Raw genomic sequence first — 15189 nt, forward strand, 5'->3', positions numbered from 1 at the left:
AAATACCCTCTTTTCCTTCTTATATAAAAGCAAAATTAAGTATACCTGAAAGTGACACTTGTGTCACTAATTATTATTTAGTTTTCAGTAGAATTTAAAATGCCTTTAAACAAGAGTTTTTTCATGAAATAACTACGTTTTTTACCCGACAATCCTGCTCGGTTCGGCAACGTAACGCTATGGAATATTGTTTCAATTAACATTAAAGAAGGTATCTCAGGGTCAAGATAACCAATTTGCTGACCCTCTGTGATCACCTCATGGATAAATTTAAACATAGTTTGATGTAATTGCTTTGACTTTTGGATGTCGGGTTGATGTTCATTTTCTTTGGTCCATCTCTGACCTTGTACCTGAGTTGTTATACGATGCGTGTCCGAGAAGTCAAACACCAAGTCCAATAATTCTGACAGTTTTTCTTCGTAGTTTTCGGGCCACTCAGTCGTTTCAATTCGTCTAACAAAATCCTCCATCTGATTAAGTAAATAATCGCGCAACAATTCATCTTTATTGCTGTAATATTTATAGAGTGCCGTGCGCGAAACGTTGAGTGCTTGAGCCAGCTTCATAAAGTTGAACTGATCATATCCATCTTCTAACATCAATTGATGCGTTGCTATATATAATTCTTCTTGAGTAAAGGTTTTTTTGCGTGCCATGTGACTCCCTCCAATTCTCGTTTATTATAGCATATCGCCTTAGTTACTTATGAAACAGAGATGGCATTGAGATAACTTCGAAGTGATAATCAATCATTATCCAATGTTATGACATATTTAAGTATTTTCAGATGAATTTGTTTAAACCAGCTTACACCTACAATCATTTAACATGTATCCATACTAAGTTCATGGTAGAATGATAATAAGAAACTATTGGAGGATGATATTATTATGAAACAAGAACTCGTTGAGATTTGCCTACGCGTTAGAGATATTGAGGCTACCTTAGACTTTTATACTAACCTATTCGATTTTGAAGTGGCTAGTCGAAGAGAATTCCCAGAAAATAAGTTTGATTTAATCTACTTAAATTCTCCTGGATCTTCAGTACAAATTGAACTGACTTACAATTATGATGCAGAGCCATATAATATTGGAGATGGCTTCAGTCATTTAGGTGTGACTGTTAGCGACTTAGAAAAAATGCATGAAGTGTGTAAAGCTTCTACTTATGAGACCGGTGATTTAAGAGGTCTAACAGGCGGCACACCGACATACTTCTTTGTGACGGATCCAGACGGGTACCGTATTGAAGTCAAACGCGCTAAATAATATTTAAACCCTTTAAAATGTAAGCTTGTTGATTCATTTCAATGAGCTTACATTTTTTTATTGTTCATTATTTCTACCCACCACAACATTCCTATTCCTATTTGATTGACAAATTGCATTTCACAGTGTATAATAGTTCACATAAGTTAACTATTTAATCATATTAACTATTGTCGTGATCGAGTCATTCTAAAATAAATTTTGAAAGGAAAGCATGATGGAGACTAATTATAAGTATGTCGAGCAAATCATAGAACATATCAACCACTTAAAGATACAACGTCGCACAGCAGATACCCAACCCAAAACGGGTCGAGGCACTGGTTTTGTCCTTTCTTACCTATACAACAATGGCGATAAAGTCATTCCAAGTGAACTAGGCAAGATAATGAATGTAACAACACCGAGAGTCACTGCGATTCTGAATAAATTAGAAGCTAAAAAACTAATCGTTCGTGCTATCTCTCCTGAAGATCGTCGGAACGTTTTTGTTATGTTAAGTGATCAAGGTAAAGAAGTCGTCGAAGAGAAAATAGCCAAACAACAACAAAATATTCAAACACTCGTTGAACGACTAGATGAAAATGACGTAGAGTCATTTATACGAGTACTCAACGAATTAGAAACTGTCATAGATGAACAAGGTTGGGGACTTTAAAAGGAGTGATTTATTGAGAAGATTCAATAATAGAGAGTTAGATAGAGAAATTAACGAACAGCCACCTAAAATCACATTACAATTACTAAAGCGAATTTACTTCTACTTGAAACCATATACTCTTCAATTAATGATTATTATGACTGTCATCCTTCTGGCTGCTTTACTAGGTGTTCTACCATCAATGTTAACGGGCCGAATTATCGACGAAGGTTTTATTGGTGGAGACTTTAATAAATTAGTCAAGCTCATCGCCGCATCATTTTTTGTACTTATCTTAACAAGTATCGTCGGTTTAATTCACAGCTACTTAGGTGCCTGGCTATCCCAAAATATCGGAAAAGACATGCGTAACCAAATGTACTATCATCTTCAAAAACAATCTCAAGGATTCTATTCCTCAGGCAAACAAGGGGAAATAATCACTCGAATGACCAGCGATGTTAGTGGTGTTCAAAGCTTTATTACTGGAACGTTGACACAAACAGTATCCAGCCTAGCTATTTTAACAACATCTATTGTGGCGATGTTTCAGCTGAATTGGGCATTAGCCTTTGTCGGTATTTTGATTGTTCCTCTTTTAGTCTTCCCTATAAAAATAGTCGGCCGAAAAAGATGGGCACTTACCAATGAATCTCAAGACTTAAATGACGAATCCAATGAAATATTGAACGAAACTCTAAGTGTGAGTGGTCAGCAACTTGTCAAATTATTCACTAAAGAAGAGACAGAGTATGAGCGTTATAGCAATCTAAATGACAAGCTTATGAAGGTAAAAGTACGAGAGACAACAGTAGGCCGTTGGTTTAGAATGGCTGCTCAAACGTTTATCGAAGCAGGTCCCATGTTCATATATTTAGTCGGAGGATTTATGATCCTCGTCAATCATTATCAAGGACTTTCGGTCGGTGATATTACAATCTTAGTGGCTCTTATGACACGTATGTACCGACCGTTAATACAACTCATGGATATTCAGATTGAATTCATTAGATCCTTAGCGTTATTTAGTCGAATATTTAACTATCTAGATATGCCAATAGAAATCGACAATAAACCCAATGCCATTCTTCCAAAAAATATCCGTGGAGAGATTAGCTTTAACAACGTATCTTTCGCCTACAAAGAAAACACCCCCATTCTACACGACATTAATTTCAAAGTGAAAGAAGGCGAAACTTTAGCCATCGTCGGTCCTTCTGGTGCAGGAAAGTCTACCATATTTAACCTTATCCCTCGCCTATACGATGCCGTTGGTGGAGAAATTAAACTAGGTGACCATAATATCCAAGATCTAGACCTTCACTTCCTTAGACAAACTATCGGGATGGTTACTCAAGAAACTTACCTATTCAATGCATCCATTAGAGAAAATCTCCTATATGCTAAAAGTGATGCGACTCAAGAAGAGATTATTAAAGCGTGTAAGGATGCCAATATCCATAACTTTATCACAAATCTTCCTGATGGATACGATACCGAAGTTGGTAACAGAGGCATTAAATTATCCGGTGGAGAGAAACAACGTATATCCATTGCCCGTGTATTCTTAAAAGATCCAAAAATCATTATTTTAGATGAAGCAACCTCAAGTTTAGACTCCATATCTGAAGGACTCATTCAAGAAGCCTTAAGTTCTTTAATCAAAAACAAAACCAGCTTAGTCATCGCCCACCGCCTGTCCACTATTATATCCGCAGATAAAATACTCGTCTTAGAAAATGGACACGAAGTGGAAAGAGGCACACACCAACAACTCATAGAAAATAACGGAATGTACAAATTAATGTATGATACACAATTTAAGCCGTATATCAATGATACGAGCCAACTCGTCTCTGCATAAATATAGAAAAGCAAAAACTGGACACTCTTTTTGAGTTGTCCAGTTTTTTCTCATTAATACAAATAAGCTTCCTCAAGAAATCGAGGAAGCTTATAAACTTTAAACTCAATTATTGTTGTGCACCCATCGCCCCATCAACACGATATTGTGATCCACTAATAAACGAGCTGTCATTTGAAGCTAAGAATAATGCGAGTTTAGCGATATCGCCTGCCTCTGCATAACGACCTAAAGGAATCCCAGCTATAAAGTCTTCTTGGGCAGAATCAGCATCACCTGTATTTGACTCCAGACTTTCCATCATACTCGTATCTACTGGTGAAGGATGAATCGAATTTACACGAACACCACTCTCTGCAACTTCTAAAGCAGCTGTTTTCGTTAAAGCCACAACTGCGTGTTTAGATGAAGCATACGGAGCAAGTCCAGGTGAACCTCTTAGACCATCCACAGAAGAAGTATTAATAATACTTCCGCTTTTTTGCTCAATAAGTAATGGTAGGGTATGTTTCAATCCTAAGAAAACACCTCTGGCGTTAATTACCATAAAGTTATCAAAGTCTTCTACTTCTAAATCGACAATGTCTGTTTGTTTGCCTGTAATCCCAGCGTTATTGAATAAGATATCAACGCGTCCAAAACGTTCTTTCGTTTTATTAACATAATTTTTTACATCAGCTTCTTTTGATACATCAGCTGGAATCGCTATAATATTATCATCCGAGTTAAGCTCTTCTATCGCTTCATTTAAGTCTTCTTCTGATAAATCAACTAAAGCAACTTTAGAACCTTCATCTAAAAATAACTTAGCCGTTACTCTACCGATTCCGCCAGCTGCACCAGTGATAATGGCTACTTTTCCATCTAATTTACCCATTTTAAAACCTTCATTTTTTATTTCTCTAATCGGATCGGGTTAACTATTTATCCAATTAAAGTTTGTTCATTCTTCAAAATTTACGAACATACCCCAAAGTAAAATCATCATTGAATGTTTACTCGGCGCCAAATATATATCAACTAAAACGCAAACTCTTCAATGTTTGCTTGTTCTTCTGTCACATCATTGTCTGAAAGTAAACCTTTCGCCGCTTCAAGCATAGGTGGCGGACCACAAACATGCCATGAAGCTGTTTCGAAATACTCTTCAAGCCCTTCCTCTTTGATGAAATCTTCATCAACAAAACCATAAGCGAAGCCTTCAACTTCTTCTTCACTAAAGATAATGTGGTGAGAAAAGTTTGGATATTGCTTGGCGAACCCTTTTAATTCATCATAGTACATTAACTCTTCTTCATAACCTACTCCCCAAATGAAAATGATTCGTCGGTCTGAATCTTTCGCAATTTCTTCGCGTAATAAACTTAAGTTTGGTGTAACCCCGATACCACCAGACAGCAGAACCATCGGTTCATTTGAATGCCGTACTTGTTCGGGATAAAAATTACCATAAGGCCCCTCAATCGTTACCTTATCCCCTACCTCTACTTGATCAAGTGAACTTGTAAAATCCCCGTCCTCTTTAATCATCACCATAACAGTATCCTCATTATATGTCGGGGCGCTAGAGAACGAGAAGGGATGTGCCTCACTTGTAACTTTTGAATCAACGAAACGGAAGAAGCCATATTGTCCGGCAATATAATCAAGTTTGTTGCCTTTTGTTGGTCTCAATTCAATTTCATGAATTTTAGGAGTCGGTTTATCGAGCCTTACTATCTCGTATTTTGGCAAGATTGCCAAACGAATTTTATACAAGGCATACCAACCGAGAACAATTACCGTATAAAGTGTCGTTAAGAATAGGAATGGTATATTCCCCACTAGATATGACACATTATAAATATGGAAATGAATCGCAATGATACTCACAATAGCCAAACGGTGTAACCATAAATGTCGATTTCGTTTGTAAGTATTCTTCTTCAAGTTCATTAACTTTTTGGACTTTTTAATTAATGTGTCGGATAAGACAAAAATACCTGTAAACATCACGATAATGAGTGATATTAAACCTACATAACCAAGTATAGACGTATCTGATAACGATAAAGTAAAGACATTGGCTAAGCCACTCCAACGTATACCGACATGGATAAGCAGAGTAACGGGCAATGCCATCGCCATCCACGCATGAATTCCATACATTTGAGTTAAACCTAATTTCTTCTCAATCGCTTTTGGACGAACAGCAATTAAAACAAGGGTCAACATAATACAAAATGAAAAAGATCCAGTAATATTCGATAAAAATTCCGGCAGATTAGGGGGGATATAGTCTTGTAATAAAGCGATTAATAAAGTAAAAAACATAAAAAGGGCAACACCAGGAAAGAACCATCTCAAAGCGCTTTTGTTCATAATTATCCTCTCTTTCTAATGTTTATTTCTGTCACTGAAACGGAGAATTGCCTATAGTAGAAAGTGATTGCTTTTAGTTACTGGAGATTGACACAAAGACATCTTGTTTGATTCAACAAGTCAACTTATTCTTATGAAAACCCTAACATGATGAAGGTTTACAGTCAAACCATATACCCTCTTATTGATAAAAATATTGTCTGTTCAAATAATCCTCAATGAGTCCTTAAATATTGATGAATATTCTTCTACAATTTAAACGCAAATTACAAAAAAACTGAACATCCGAGATGGGTGTCCAGTCTTTTTACTTTGTTCATATTTTTAGGTCCGTTCTATAACAGACATCTTGTTGGTTGCTCTTAAGCACTATCTCGACCTGATCTGACTCTATATGCTTGATAATGTTCTGGTTGTTTCTGATAGAAATCTTGATGATAATCTTCAGCACCGTAGAATGTACTGGCGGACGTAATTTCAGTTACGACAGGTTTATCAAAGCGTCCACTAATATCTAAAGCTTTTTTAGATGCTTCTGCCTTAAGTTTCTGTTCCTCAGTTAGGTAGAATACCCCTGGTCGATAAGACGATCCGCGGTTAATAAATTGCCCACCAGCATCTGTCGGATCGCTAATCTCCCAATAAATATCCAATAACTCATCATAACTTATGATTGTTGGGTCAAAAACAATCTTGACCGCTTCAGTATGACCCGTCTCACCACTACAAACCTCTTCATAGGTTGGGTTGACAGTGTGACCACCTGTATAACCTGAAGTGACTGAATGTACACCATCCCATTGATCGAATGGTTTCACCATACACCAAAAGCATCCTCCGGCTAAAACTGCTGTTTCTTGTTGGTTTGTCATACAATTCTCCTTTCTATTCGCCTAAGAACGAATAATATTAATTTTCTAATTCTGGTAATGGAGCGTCAAACATTGGATATGTTTCGCCATTGTATACTTCATTTATTTTTTCTGCGACATCATCTGTCTGGTAAAGTTCTGCAATTTTAAGATAAACTGGGTTATCTTTATTCTCTTCTAAAGTTGTAATTGTGTTGATGTACATTGGGTTAACTTTCTCTACATCTTCTGCATCATTGAATATCGCATCATGAATTGATAAGCCTACATCATTAGCGAAATTCGTATTAATTAACGCTGCATCAACATCTGGTAAAGATAATGCTGCGAAGTTTGGCTCAACAAGTACAATTTCTAAATTCTTTGGATTTGACGTGATATCTTCCTCATCGCCGTAGATACCTACCTCATCATCAACCTCAATTAACCCCGCGATTTCTAAAGCCAATAACGAACGGCCCAATGTTGAAGGATCATTTGGAAGTGAAATACTTCCGCCTTCAGGAATAGCTTCGACCGACTCATGCTTTTCAGAATATAAACCTAATGGCATTAATAACGTATTTGCGATCGCAAACACCGTACCGTCATTATCTTCGTTCCAAGATTTAATAAATGGATGACCTTGGAAGCCACTAATATCAAGCGAGCCATTTTGGAGAGCAACGTTTGGTTGATTGTAATCATTAAACAGAACCAACTCTAACGTAATTCCTTCTTCTTCCAAAGCTTTCTCTGCTACGTATTCCCACAGCTCCAGCCCTGTATCACTCACAACACCGACGATGACCGTTTCACCTTCAAACTCTTTTGTTTCTTCCGCTGAAGCTACTGGTAAAAACCATTGCCCACTTATTAATAAGATACTTAATACGAATCCGAATACACGTTTGATATTTTTCATTTTATTCTCTCCCTTAAACTATTATTTATTCTAGACCTTACAACTTTTTTGAATAAAAAAAGCCCCTCTTGTCAGAGATATCTCTAACAAAAGGGACGAAGAGTCGTGTTACCACCCAATTTTCTATTATCTTCACAAATAATAGCTCATTCAGTATCAATAAATACTGCACACTGTATCGGGTGTGCCCGTCTAAGAAGCGTTAACCTCTTAAACTGCTCCGAGCTCATCTTCACTCACGCTTAAACCACCCTTTTTCACCAAACCAGGCTCTCTGTACTTGTTAAGTCGTTTCGCTACTCTTCTCTTCATCACAGTCGCTTATTAATCTATTGTTTTATATACTATGCGTCTTCATTAAAATTGTCAACCATTTTATTAGATAAAAATTATAAATTGCAAATAACTCTCATTTAAAAATATAATTTCCATTAAGTCTCCATATGAATGACAAAAGATAATAACGTTTTTAATAGTTAAAATAGGTTAATTACTTAAATGACTTAACTATATAAGAAAGAGTGAGTCTATGAAACCGGATTACTACCTTGAAAAAATCATTGAACCCTTTAACCATCTAAAAGTCCATCATCGTAAGGTCACAACTCAACAAAATGAACAACCACCTACAATCACCTTACAAATACCCAAAAGAATATACTTATACCTAAAACCCTTCACACTTCTAGTTTTCCTCATGATGGTATCATCCTAGTAGCCGGATTACTCGGTATGTTACCTGCAATTTTAACCGGTCGTATCTTCGATGGTCGATTCATCGGTGGTGACTTTAACCAGTTAATCACCCTGATTGGCGCATCATTCATCGTCCTACTTTTAACCGGTTTAATCGGTTTCACCTAAAGTTTCCTCGGCGCTTGTCTATCTCAAAACATCGGTAAAGAAATGTGTAATCAAATGTTCGGCCACCTTCAAAAACTATCGCAAGGCTTTTATGCCTCTGGTAAACAAGGTGAGATTATTACCCGAATGACCAATGACATCAGTGCTGTTCAAAATTTTGACACCGGTACTTTAACCCAAGCCGAATCCAACTTAGCTGTCTTAATTTCTTCTTTTATTGCGATAATCCAACTAAACTGGATACTCGCTTTAATCAGTATGTTAATCGTTCCCCTAATTGACTTACCTGTTAAAATCGTCGGTAAAAAATGCTGGGCACTAACCAATGAATCTCATGATTTAAACGATGAAGCGAATGAAATATTAAATGAAACGCTCAGCGTGAGTGGTCAACAACTGGTTAAACTGTTCACTAAAGAAGAAATTGAGTATTAACGCTATCAGACAGTAATTAAACAACTCACACAAGTTAAAGTTAAAGAAACAACCGTCGGTCGATAGTTTAGAATGGTTGCACAAACCTTTATCGAAGCAGGACCCCTGTCTATTTACTTAGTTGGAGGTATTATGATTCTAATTAATCACTATCAAGGTTTGACTGTTAGTGTTATTACGATCCTCGATGCCCTCATGACTCGTATGTACCGACCTTTAACGCAACTTATAGACATACATATCGAATTTATCCGCTCGCGAGCTTTATTCAACCGTATATTTAACTACTTAGATATGCCCATTGACATCCAGAACAAACCAAACGCTCTCACATCAAGCTAAATAAAAGCCAATCTGAGCTTTAACAATGTCTCATTTTACTACAAAGAAGATTCACCTTTCCTTCATGTTATTAGTTTCCAAGTAAATGAAAGTGAAATAGTCGCAATCTTTGGCTCTTCTGGTGCAGGTAAATCGACCCTTTTTAATCTGATTCCAAGACTCTATGACGTCATTGGAGGAGAAATTAAACTGGGTGATTACAATATTCAAGATTTAGATTTACACTTCCTAAGACAAAATATCGGAATGGTTACTCAAGAAACCTACTTATTCAACGTATCCATCCGGGAAAATCTCCTTTACGCTAAAAGTGACGCCACTGAAGAGGAACTCATCCAAGCCTGTAAAGAAGCCAATAACCCTGACTTTATCACAAGTCTTCCCGACGGTTATGACACCAAAGTCGGTAATTATGGAATCAAACTATCTGTTGGAGAGAAACAAAGGCTTTCAATTGCTAGGGTATTTCTAAAAGACCCTATAATACTCATCTTAGACGAAGCAACATCTAGTCTTGACTCAATCTCTGAAGGCTTATTCCAAGACGCTCTAAGCTCATTAATTAAGAATAAAACGAGCCTTGTCATTGCCCTCCACCTGTCAACATTTATCAATGCGGATAAAATTCTCGTCTTAGACAATGGACAGGAAGTCGAAAGAGGCACACACCAGCAACTCCTATAAAATGACGGTATGTATAAATTGATGTATGAAACACAATTTAAACCGTATCTTCATGATACTGAACAACTTGCTTCTGCTTAATAGAATATAAAATACTTGCCACCTGTCGTTGAATCTTAAATCCCATTCTGGATCAAGAGAGTCAGTACAGATGACTTTTTTATGTAATAAAGCTTAAGTAGCAGTCTTTTGACCAGATAGTCAAATATGATAGAAACGATTCGTTGACCACTCGGTCAATATTGAAATGAGGTGACACGACTAAATAGAACAAAGCAAAGTAATTTAAAAAATCAACAAATTATCCAAAGTGCTATTACTGAATTTGGCCTTCATCGTTATAGTGAGGCCTCACTTAACGTAATATCTAAAGAAAGTAATTTTTCTAAAGGAATTATCTATCATTATTTTAAGAACAAACATAATCTATATTTAGCCTGTGTGGCTGAATGTTTCGAAAGCTTCATCACTTTTCTTAATGAAGAGTCAGTTTCCTTTGAAAATATCGAAGTAGCAACTAAAAAATATTTTTCATTGCGTCAACAATTCTTTGACCGAAAATCTAAATTTAGTAATATATTTGCGAACGCCGTTTTTCATCCACCCCTACACATAAAGAAAGAAATCAGAGCACTGAAAACAAAGCTGGATCAATTCAATTATGATTTCTACGAAAGTATCCATCAAACTGTAGATTTAAAGGACTTATGTGATTTTTGATGAGGCGATGGAATATTTTAAAGTGTTTCAAGAATCATTTAATTACTATTTTCAAACACAAGATGACGAAAATTACGCTCAACTGATTCAAGAGCCGAAGTTAAATTAGAAAAAATATTAAAAATTATGTTTTATGGAATAATTATAGAGGACAGATCAGATTGAATTTGTTTATTCGATATATAACGGTTCCAGCAATAGCATTCATCGCTGGTGAATTGGTTGCTAAATTGAGACTTCTAGCGAGCGATATTAGGATGGGTAGCTAATAGCAAGATGGTTTGGTTTTAGGCCCTCACGCGCTTGGTCTTATGAACGTTGTATTAATGAATGCAAACTGTTATCAAGCTTAATTAAATGTTTTAGAAGTATGATTATGATTATGATTGGTACGGAGCATGTATTTAAGAAGCTGAAAAAATCAGGAAAGAATATAATTATAACTACTCTGTTCCAATCACTCACTACTTTCTTAGTCGTCGCAGTATTTTTTGGAGTTATTTTCTACTTTACTGGCGTTCTAATTTAATTTGGGATTTGTGTTTGGTGAAATTGCTTAAGCTACCGTCCCAGCACTAGCCTTATCGATTGTGAAAAAGTTTAAATCGAAAGGCCCTGTTACCAATACATAATTCCAATGGTGGCTTTAGATTCAATAACCTTGTATTTGGTAGTCCAGTGATGAACTTTATGCTCATGGTCTTAGGTCTTTCAGCAACGATTGCTAATATCGTCTCAGAAGAAAAATTGGACGAAATTATGACCCTTTTAAATCCTACCTTAGGTTTAGCGTTAATGATGGTAATTCTAAACTTAGGTGCTCCACTAGATAATCAATTATTTTTAGGAGCTGGAGCCTTTACAGCTATTTTCATTTTATCAAGAGCTTTAGGTAAATATTCCGGCGCTTATATTGGAGCGAAAGTCACAAAATTACCCGATACAGTAGCGAAACATCTTGGTCTGACACTATTACCCCACTCAGGGTTTTTACTCGCCTTTACTGGGATTGCAGCTTCACAAATCGCTCTATTCGACCCTACAACAGCCACCATTATTCAAGGTACAATTGCAGCAGCCGCTTTTATCAACGAGATAATCGCTGTTCTTATTGCTAAAAAAACCTTTGAATGGGCTGGGGAATCAAATCAACAGAGAGCCACTCAACCCATAGGTGATTTGAATACATCGAAAATTTAAATAAATGAATGCACAAATAGAGCACTCTGGGGATTCCTGAAGTGCTCTATTTACATTATTCTATGGACACGCTTTAATTTATAACTTACTATATATTTACTAAATATAAATTTAACATCAATTATAAGCACCTGCCTGTATTAACAAATAACAAAAAGGAATGATGACATGTCAGATAAAATTGATAACAAAGATATAAACAGAGGAAACGAACTTGTCACTACTCTCTTATCAAATCGCATCTTAAAAATAGACCGTAAAGAGTTCCTATATCAATTATTCAAGGAGGAACCAGGAATTGAGAAAATACTTGAAAATGGCCCCGTTGAAATTATTGATGAGAAACAAATTGCTTCCACAGCTAAAAAAGCCATTAATAATACGACAATGAAATCATCTGCTGCATCCTTTGTTTCAGGACTGCCTGGAGGTGTCGCAGTAGTTGCTTCAATACCTGCTGATATTCTACAGTTTTACGGCATGTCGATTAATTTAGCTCAAAAACTGATGTATTTATATGGTTATCCTGATTTGTACAATGATGATAAGCTAACCGAAGAAGGGAAAAAGTCATTAATCGTTTTTCTTGGTGTGATGTTAGGAGTCAGTGGGGCTGGAACAGCTGTTAAAAGGATCTCATCAGCTCTAGCTGGTCAAGCAGTTAAGAAGCTCCCACAACAAGCACTCACAAAAACTGTTTATTATCCAATTATCAAAAAAACTTTAGCTAATTTGGGCGTAAAAGTGACTAAGAATTCCTTTGCAAAATCTGTATCAAAGGTCATTCCAGTCGTTGGTGGGGGTGTCTCTGGGGGACTGACTTTAGCTACCATAAGCCCCATAAAAAGTATGCTTTTCACACATAGTTGACTCGCTATGTGCAAGAATGATTCATATTAGCTTTCGTTTCTTTTGAGAATTAAAAAGCTTTTTAATATACATCTATCTTTCAACATCTTGTATAAAAATTCCAAAACTATTGCTATAAGGACGGCAAAAGTTCAGTCCAATTTAGATCAATTAACTATGTGATAGCGTCATAAGCATAAAACTCGTCCCACTTACTTTCATACGCTTTAATTTGTTCTTCATAGGCCATTGTTTCAGTAATATCGTCAATTCCACCTAATAATTTACGGCGCCATTCTTCTTCAATTGAAAATTTATACTTAGCATACGGTGTCACTATTTCTTGTGTTTCTAAATCGATCTTAATCTGTTCGTCGCCCTTTAATCTTGCTAGTGCTTGACGTTCTTCTGCTGATAAACTAATCGCTAACATCCCATTTTTCAGGCTGTTCATATAAAAGATATCGCTAAAACTTCCGGCAATCACTACTCTAAAACCAAAATCATCTAAAGCCCATACTGCATGTTCTCGAGACGATCCTCCTGCAAAATTATCACCAGTTATTAAAATACTCGCACCTTGGCGATCGGGATGATTCAATGGAAATTCTGCTTTAACTTTTCTTGGATAGTCTGATCCTGGTAGATAGCGCCAGTTATCAAATAAAAATTCACCGAACCCCGTTTTTTCAATCCGATTTAAAAAGGCACTTGGTAAGATTTGATCGGTATTAATATTGTCCTCCATTAAAGCCACGGTTGTTCCCTTATGAACTATAAAAGGTCTCATAAAACTGGTACCTCCTGGTCATCGAGTCTTGTGTCGTAGAAGTGTCCCTTAACTGCTGCTAGGACGGCCATCGCGGGACTGCATAAGTGAGTGCGTGAGCCTTTTCCTTGTCGCCCTTCGAAATTTCGGTTTGTTGTCGAGGCACAGTGCGTTCCCGGCGGTACACGATCCGCATTCATCGATATACAAGCTGAACAACCTGGTTCCCGCCACTCAAATCCAGCGTCTATATATTGTTGAGCAATTCCCATTGCTTCGGCTGCACGTTTCACCGGCCGACTACCTGGAACTACCCAAGCTGAAATATGAGGAGCAACCTTGCGCCCTTTTATATATTTAGCCCCTTCAATCAAGTCTTCCAGACGAGAATTTGTACACGAACCTAAAAATATATAAGATATAGGGATGTCCGTCGCATCCATTTGAGGTCTCAAATCCATGTATTCATAAGCACGTTGATCATTATGATCACTTACTTGCGGGAATTTCTCTCCATAAGGTAACCCCATCGCAGGAGTCGTCCCCCAAGTGACATAAGGTGCTAAATCATCGATAGATACTTCTAATACATAGTCAAAGTCAGCATCTGGGTCTGTATATAGTGTCTTCCAATAAGCCACTGCCCGTTTAAAATCTTTGGGAGCTCTTGGCTTGCCTTCAAGATAGTCAAAGGTTTTCTGGTCTGGAGCTACTAGGCCATACTTTGCTCCAAACTCAATCGCCATATTGCACAATGTCATGCGTCCTTCCATCGACAAGTCACTCACTGCTTCGCCATAATATTCAATCGCATAACCTGTCGCAAAGTCAGTGCCATACGTATGAATAAGATTCAACATAATATCTTTTGCATAAACACCCGCTTGTAGTTTACCAGTCAGTTTAATCCCCATTATCTTTGGTTTTCTTTGCCAAATTGTCTGCGTCGCAAAAACGTGTTCAACTTCTGAAGAGCCAATTCCAAAAGCAATGGCGCCAAAAGCCCCATGGGTTGCTGTATGTGAATCACCACAAACAACGGTTTTACCAGGTTGAGTTGCCCCTTGTTCCGGTCCAATCATATGAACGATTCCTTGACCTTCACTGCCGTGATCCATTAACTCAACTCCGAAATCTCGACAGTTTCTTTGTAATGCTTCAATTTGTTTTCTTGAAATGGCATCCTTAATCGTAAAGATATTCTTAGTCGGCACATTATGATCAATCGTTGCGATAGTTTTTTCAGGAGCCCTCAGCTGGCGTCCTTCTGAACGTAAACTTTCAAAACCTTGCGGTGTGGTTACTTCGTGAATCATATGTAAATCTATGTATAATAACTGAGCATTTCCTTCCTCGCCAGCTAAAACATGTTCTTGCCAAACTTTATCAAATAGTGTCTGTCCCATGCTTT

The 15189-nt window shown here is 37.0% G+C and carries 15 protein-coding genes and 1 pseudogene; 9 read left to right on the forward strand and 7 right to left on the reverse strand.

Annotated elements, in window-relative coordinates:
- Window positions 1-77: 77 nt before the first annotated feature.
- Window positions 78-659, reverse strand: a complete 582-nt coding sequence (locus HYQ40_07890) for a TetR/AcrR family transcriptional regulator (GenBank protein ID MBZ6527701.1) — start codon at window positions 657-659, stop codon at window positions 78-80.
- A 234-nt stretch (window positions 660-893) separates the two neighbouring features.
- Between HYQ40_07890 and HYQ40_07895 the strand changes: the two genes are divergently transcribed.
- The 3 genes from HYQ40_07895 to HYQ40_07905 all read left to right on the forward strand — a co-directional run bounded on the left by HYQ40_07895 (window position 894) and on the right by HYQ40_07905 (window position 3778).
- Complete coding sequence (locus HYQ40_07895) at window positions 894-1274, forward strand: VOC family protein (protein MBZ6527702.1); 381 nt, start codon at window positions 894-896, stop codon at window positions 1272-1274.
- Between the two features lie 217 nt (window positions 1275-1491).
- Window positions 1492-1932 carry a MarR family transcriptional regulator gene (locus tag HYQ40_07900; GenBank protein ID MBZ6527703.1) on the forward strand — a complete coding sequence of 147 codons (441 nt, stop codon included), beginning with the start codon at window positions 1492-1494 and terminating at the stop codon, window positions 1930-1932.
- Entirely contained in the window at window positions 1910-3778 is a 1869-nt protein-coding gene (locus HYQ40_07905) for an ABC transporter ATP-binding protein (GenBank protein ID MBZ6527704.1), read from the forward strand. Before HYQ40_07900 ends, HYQ40_07905 begins: the two co-directional genes overlap by 23 nt.
- 109 nt (window positions 3779-3887) lie before the next feature.
- Here the strand turns inward: HYQ40_07905 and HYQ40_07910 are convergent, their stop codons facing one another.
- The 4 genes from HYQ40_07910 to HYQ40_07925 all read right to left on the reverse strand — a co-directional run bounded on the left by HYQ40_07910 (window position 3888) and on the right by HYQ40_07925 (window position 7915).
- The gene (locus HYQ40_07910) at window positions 3888-4655 is read right to left on the reverse strand and encodes an SDR family oxidoreductase (GenBank protein MBZ6527705.1); all 768 of its coding nucleotides are present in this window, start codon (window positions 4653-4655) and stop codon (window positions 3888-3890) included.
- A 143-nt stretch (window positions 4656-4798) separates the two neighbouring features.
- Window positions 4799-6139 carry a hypothetical protein gene (locus HYQ40_07915; protein ID MBZ6527706.1) on the reverse strand — a complete coding sequence of 447 codons (1341 nt, stop codon included), beginning with the start codon at window positions 6137-6139 and terminating at the stop codon, window positions 4799-4801.
- 362 nt (window positions 6140-6501) lie between these two features.
- A complete protein-coding gene (msrA, locus tag HYQ40_07920; protein MBZ6527707.1) occupies window positions 6502-7011 on the reverse strand; it encodes a peptide-methionine (S)-S-oxide reductase MsrA in 510 nt (169 codons plus the stop codon).
- Window positions 7012-7048: 37 nt separating this feature from the next.
- A complete protein-coding gene (locus tag HYQ40_07925; protein ID MBZ6527708.1) occupies window positions 7049-7915 on the reverse strand; it encodes a hypothetical protein in 867 nt (288 codons plus the stop codon).
- 906 nt (window positions 7916-8821) lie between these two features.
- Here HYQ40_07925 and HYQ40_07930 point away from each other — a divergent pair.
- From HYQ40_07930 to HYQ40_07955, 6 genes and pseudogenes are all read left to right on the forward strand, one after another.
- Window positions 8822-9214, forward strand: a complete 393-nt coding sequence (locus HYQ40_07930) for a hypothetical protein (protein MBZ6527709.1) — start codon at window positions 8822-8824, stop codon at window positions 9212-9214.
- A 72-nt stretch (window positions 9215-9286) separates the two neighbouring features.
- Window positions 9287-9556, forward strand: coding sequence for a hypothetical protein (locus HYQ40_07935; protein ID MBZ6527710.1), 270 nt, complete (start codon window positions 9287-9289; stop codon window positions 9554-9556).
- Window positions 9557-10240: an ATP-binding cassette domain-containing protein gene (locus tag HYQ40_07940; GenBank protein ID MBZ6527711.1), complete on the forward strand. Its 684-nt coding sequence runs from the start codon at window positions 9557-9559 to the stop codon at window positions 10238-10240.
- Between the two features lie 252 nt (window positions 10241-10492).
- Entirely contained in the window at window positions 10493-10960 is a 468-nt protein-coding gene (locus HYQ40_07945; protein ID MBZ6527712.1) for a TetR/AcrR family transcriptional regulator, read from the forward strand.
- A gap of 161 nt (window positions 10961-11121) precedes the next feature.
- Window positions 11122-12160 (forward strand): annotated as a pseudogene (locus tag HYQ40_07950) (potassium transporter).
- Window positions 12161-12328: 168 nt separating this feature from the next.
- Complete coding sequence (locus tag HYQ40_07955) at window positions 12329-13030, forward strand: bacteriochlorophyll 4-vinyl reductase (GenBank protein ID MBZ6527713.1); 702 nt, start codon at window positions 12329-12331, stop codon at window positions 13028-13030.
- Window positions 13031-13184: 154 nt separating this feature from the next.
- Here the strand turns inward: HYQ40_07955 and leuD are convergent, their stop codons facing one another.
- Both leuD and leuC read right to left on the reverse strand, forming a co-directional pair.
- Window positions 13185-13799 carry a 3-isopropylmalate dehydratase small subunit gene (gene leuD / locus HYQ40_07960; protein MBZ6527714.1) on the reverse strand — a complete coding sequence of 205 codons (615 nt, stop codon included), beginning with the start codon at window positions 13797-13799 and terminating at the stop codon, window positions 13185-13187.
- Entirely contained in the window at window positions 13796-15184 is a 1389-nt protein-coding gene (gene leuC / locus HYQ40_07965) for a 3-isopropylmalate dehydratase large subunit (protein ID MBZ6527715.1), read from the reverse strand. Before leuC ends, leuD begins: the two co-directional genes overlap by 4 nt.
- Window positions 15185-15189: the final 5 nt, after the last annotated feature.

This window comes from Aerococcaceae bacterium DSM 111021 (genome assembly GCA_020112395.1).
Lineage (GTDB): Bacteria > Bacillota > Bacilli > Lactobacillales > Aerococcaceae > Ruoffia.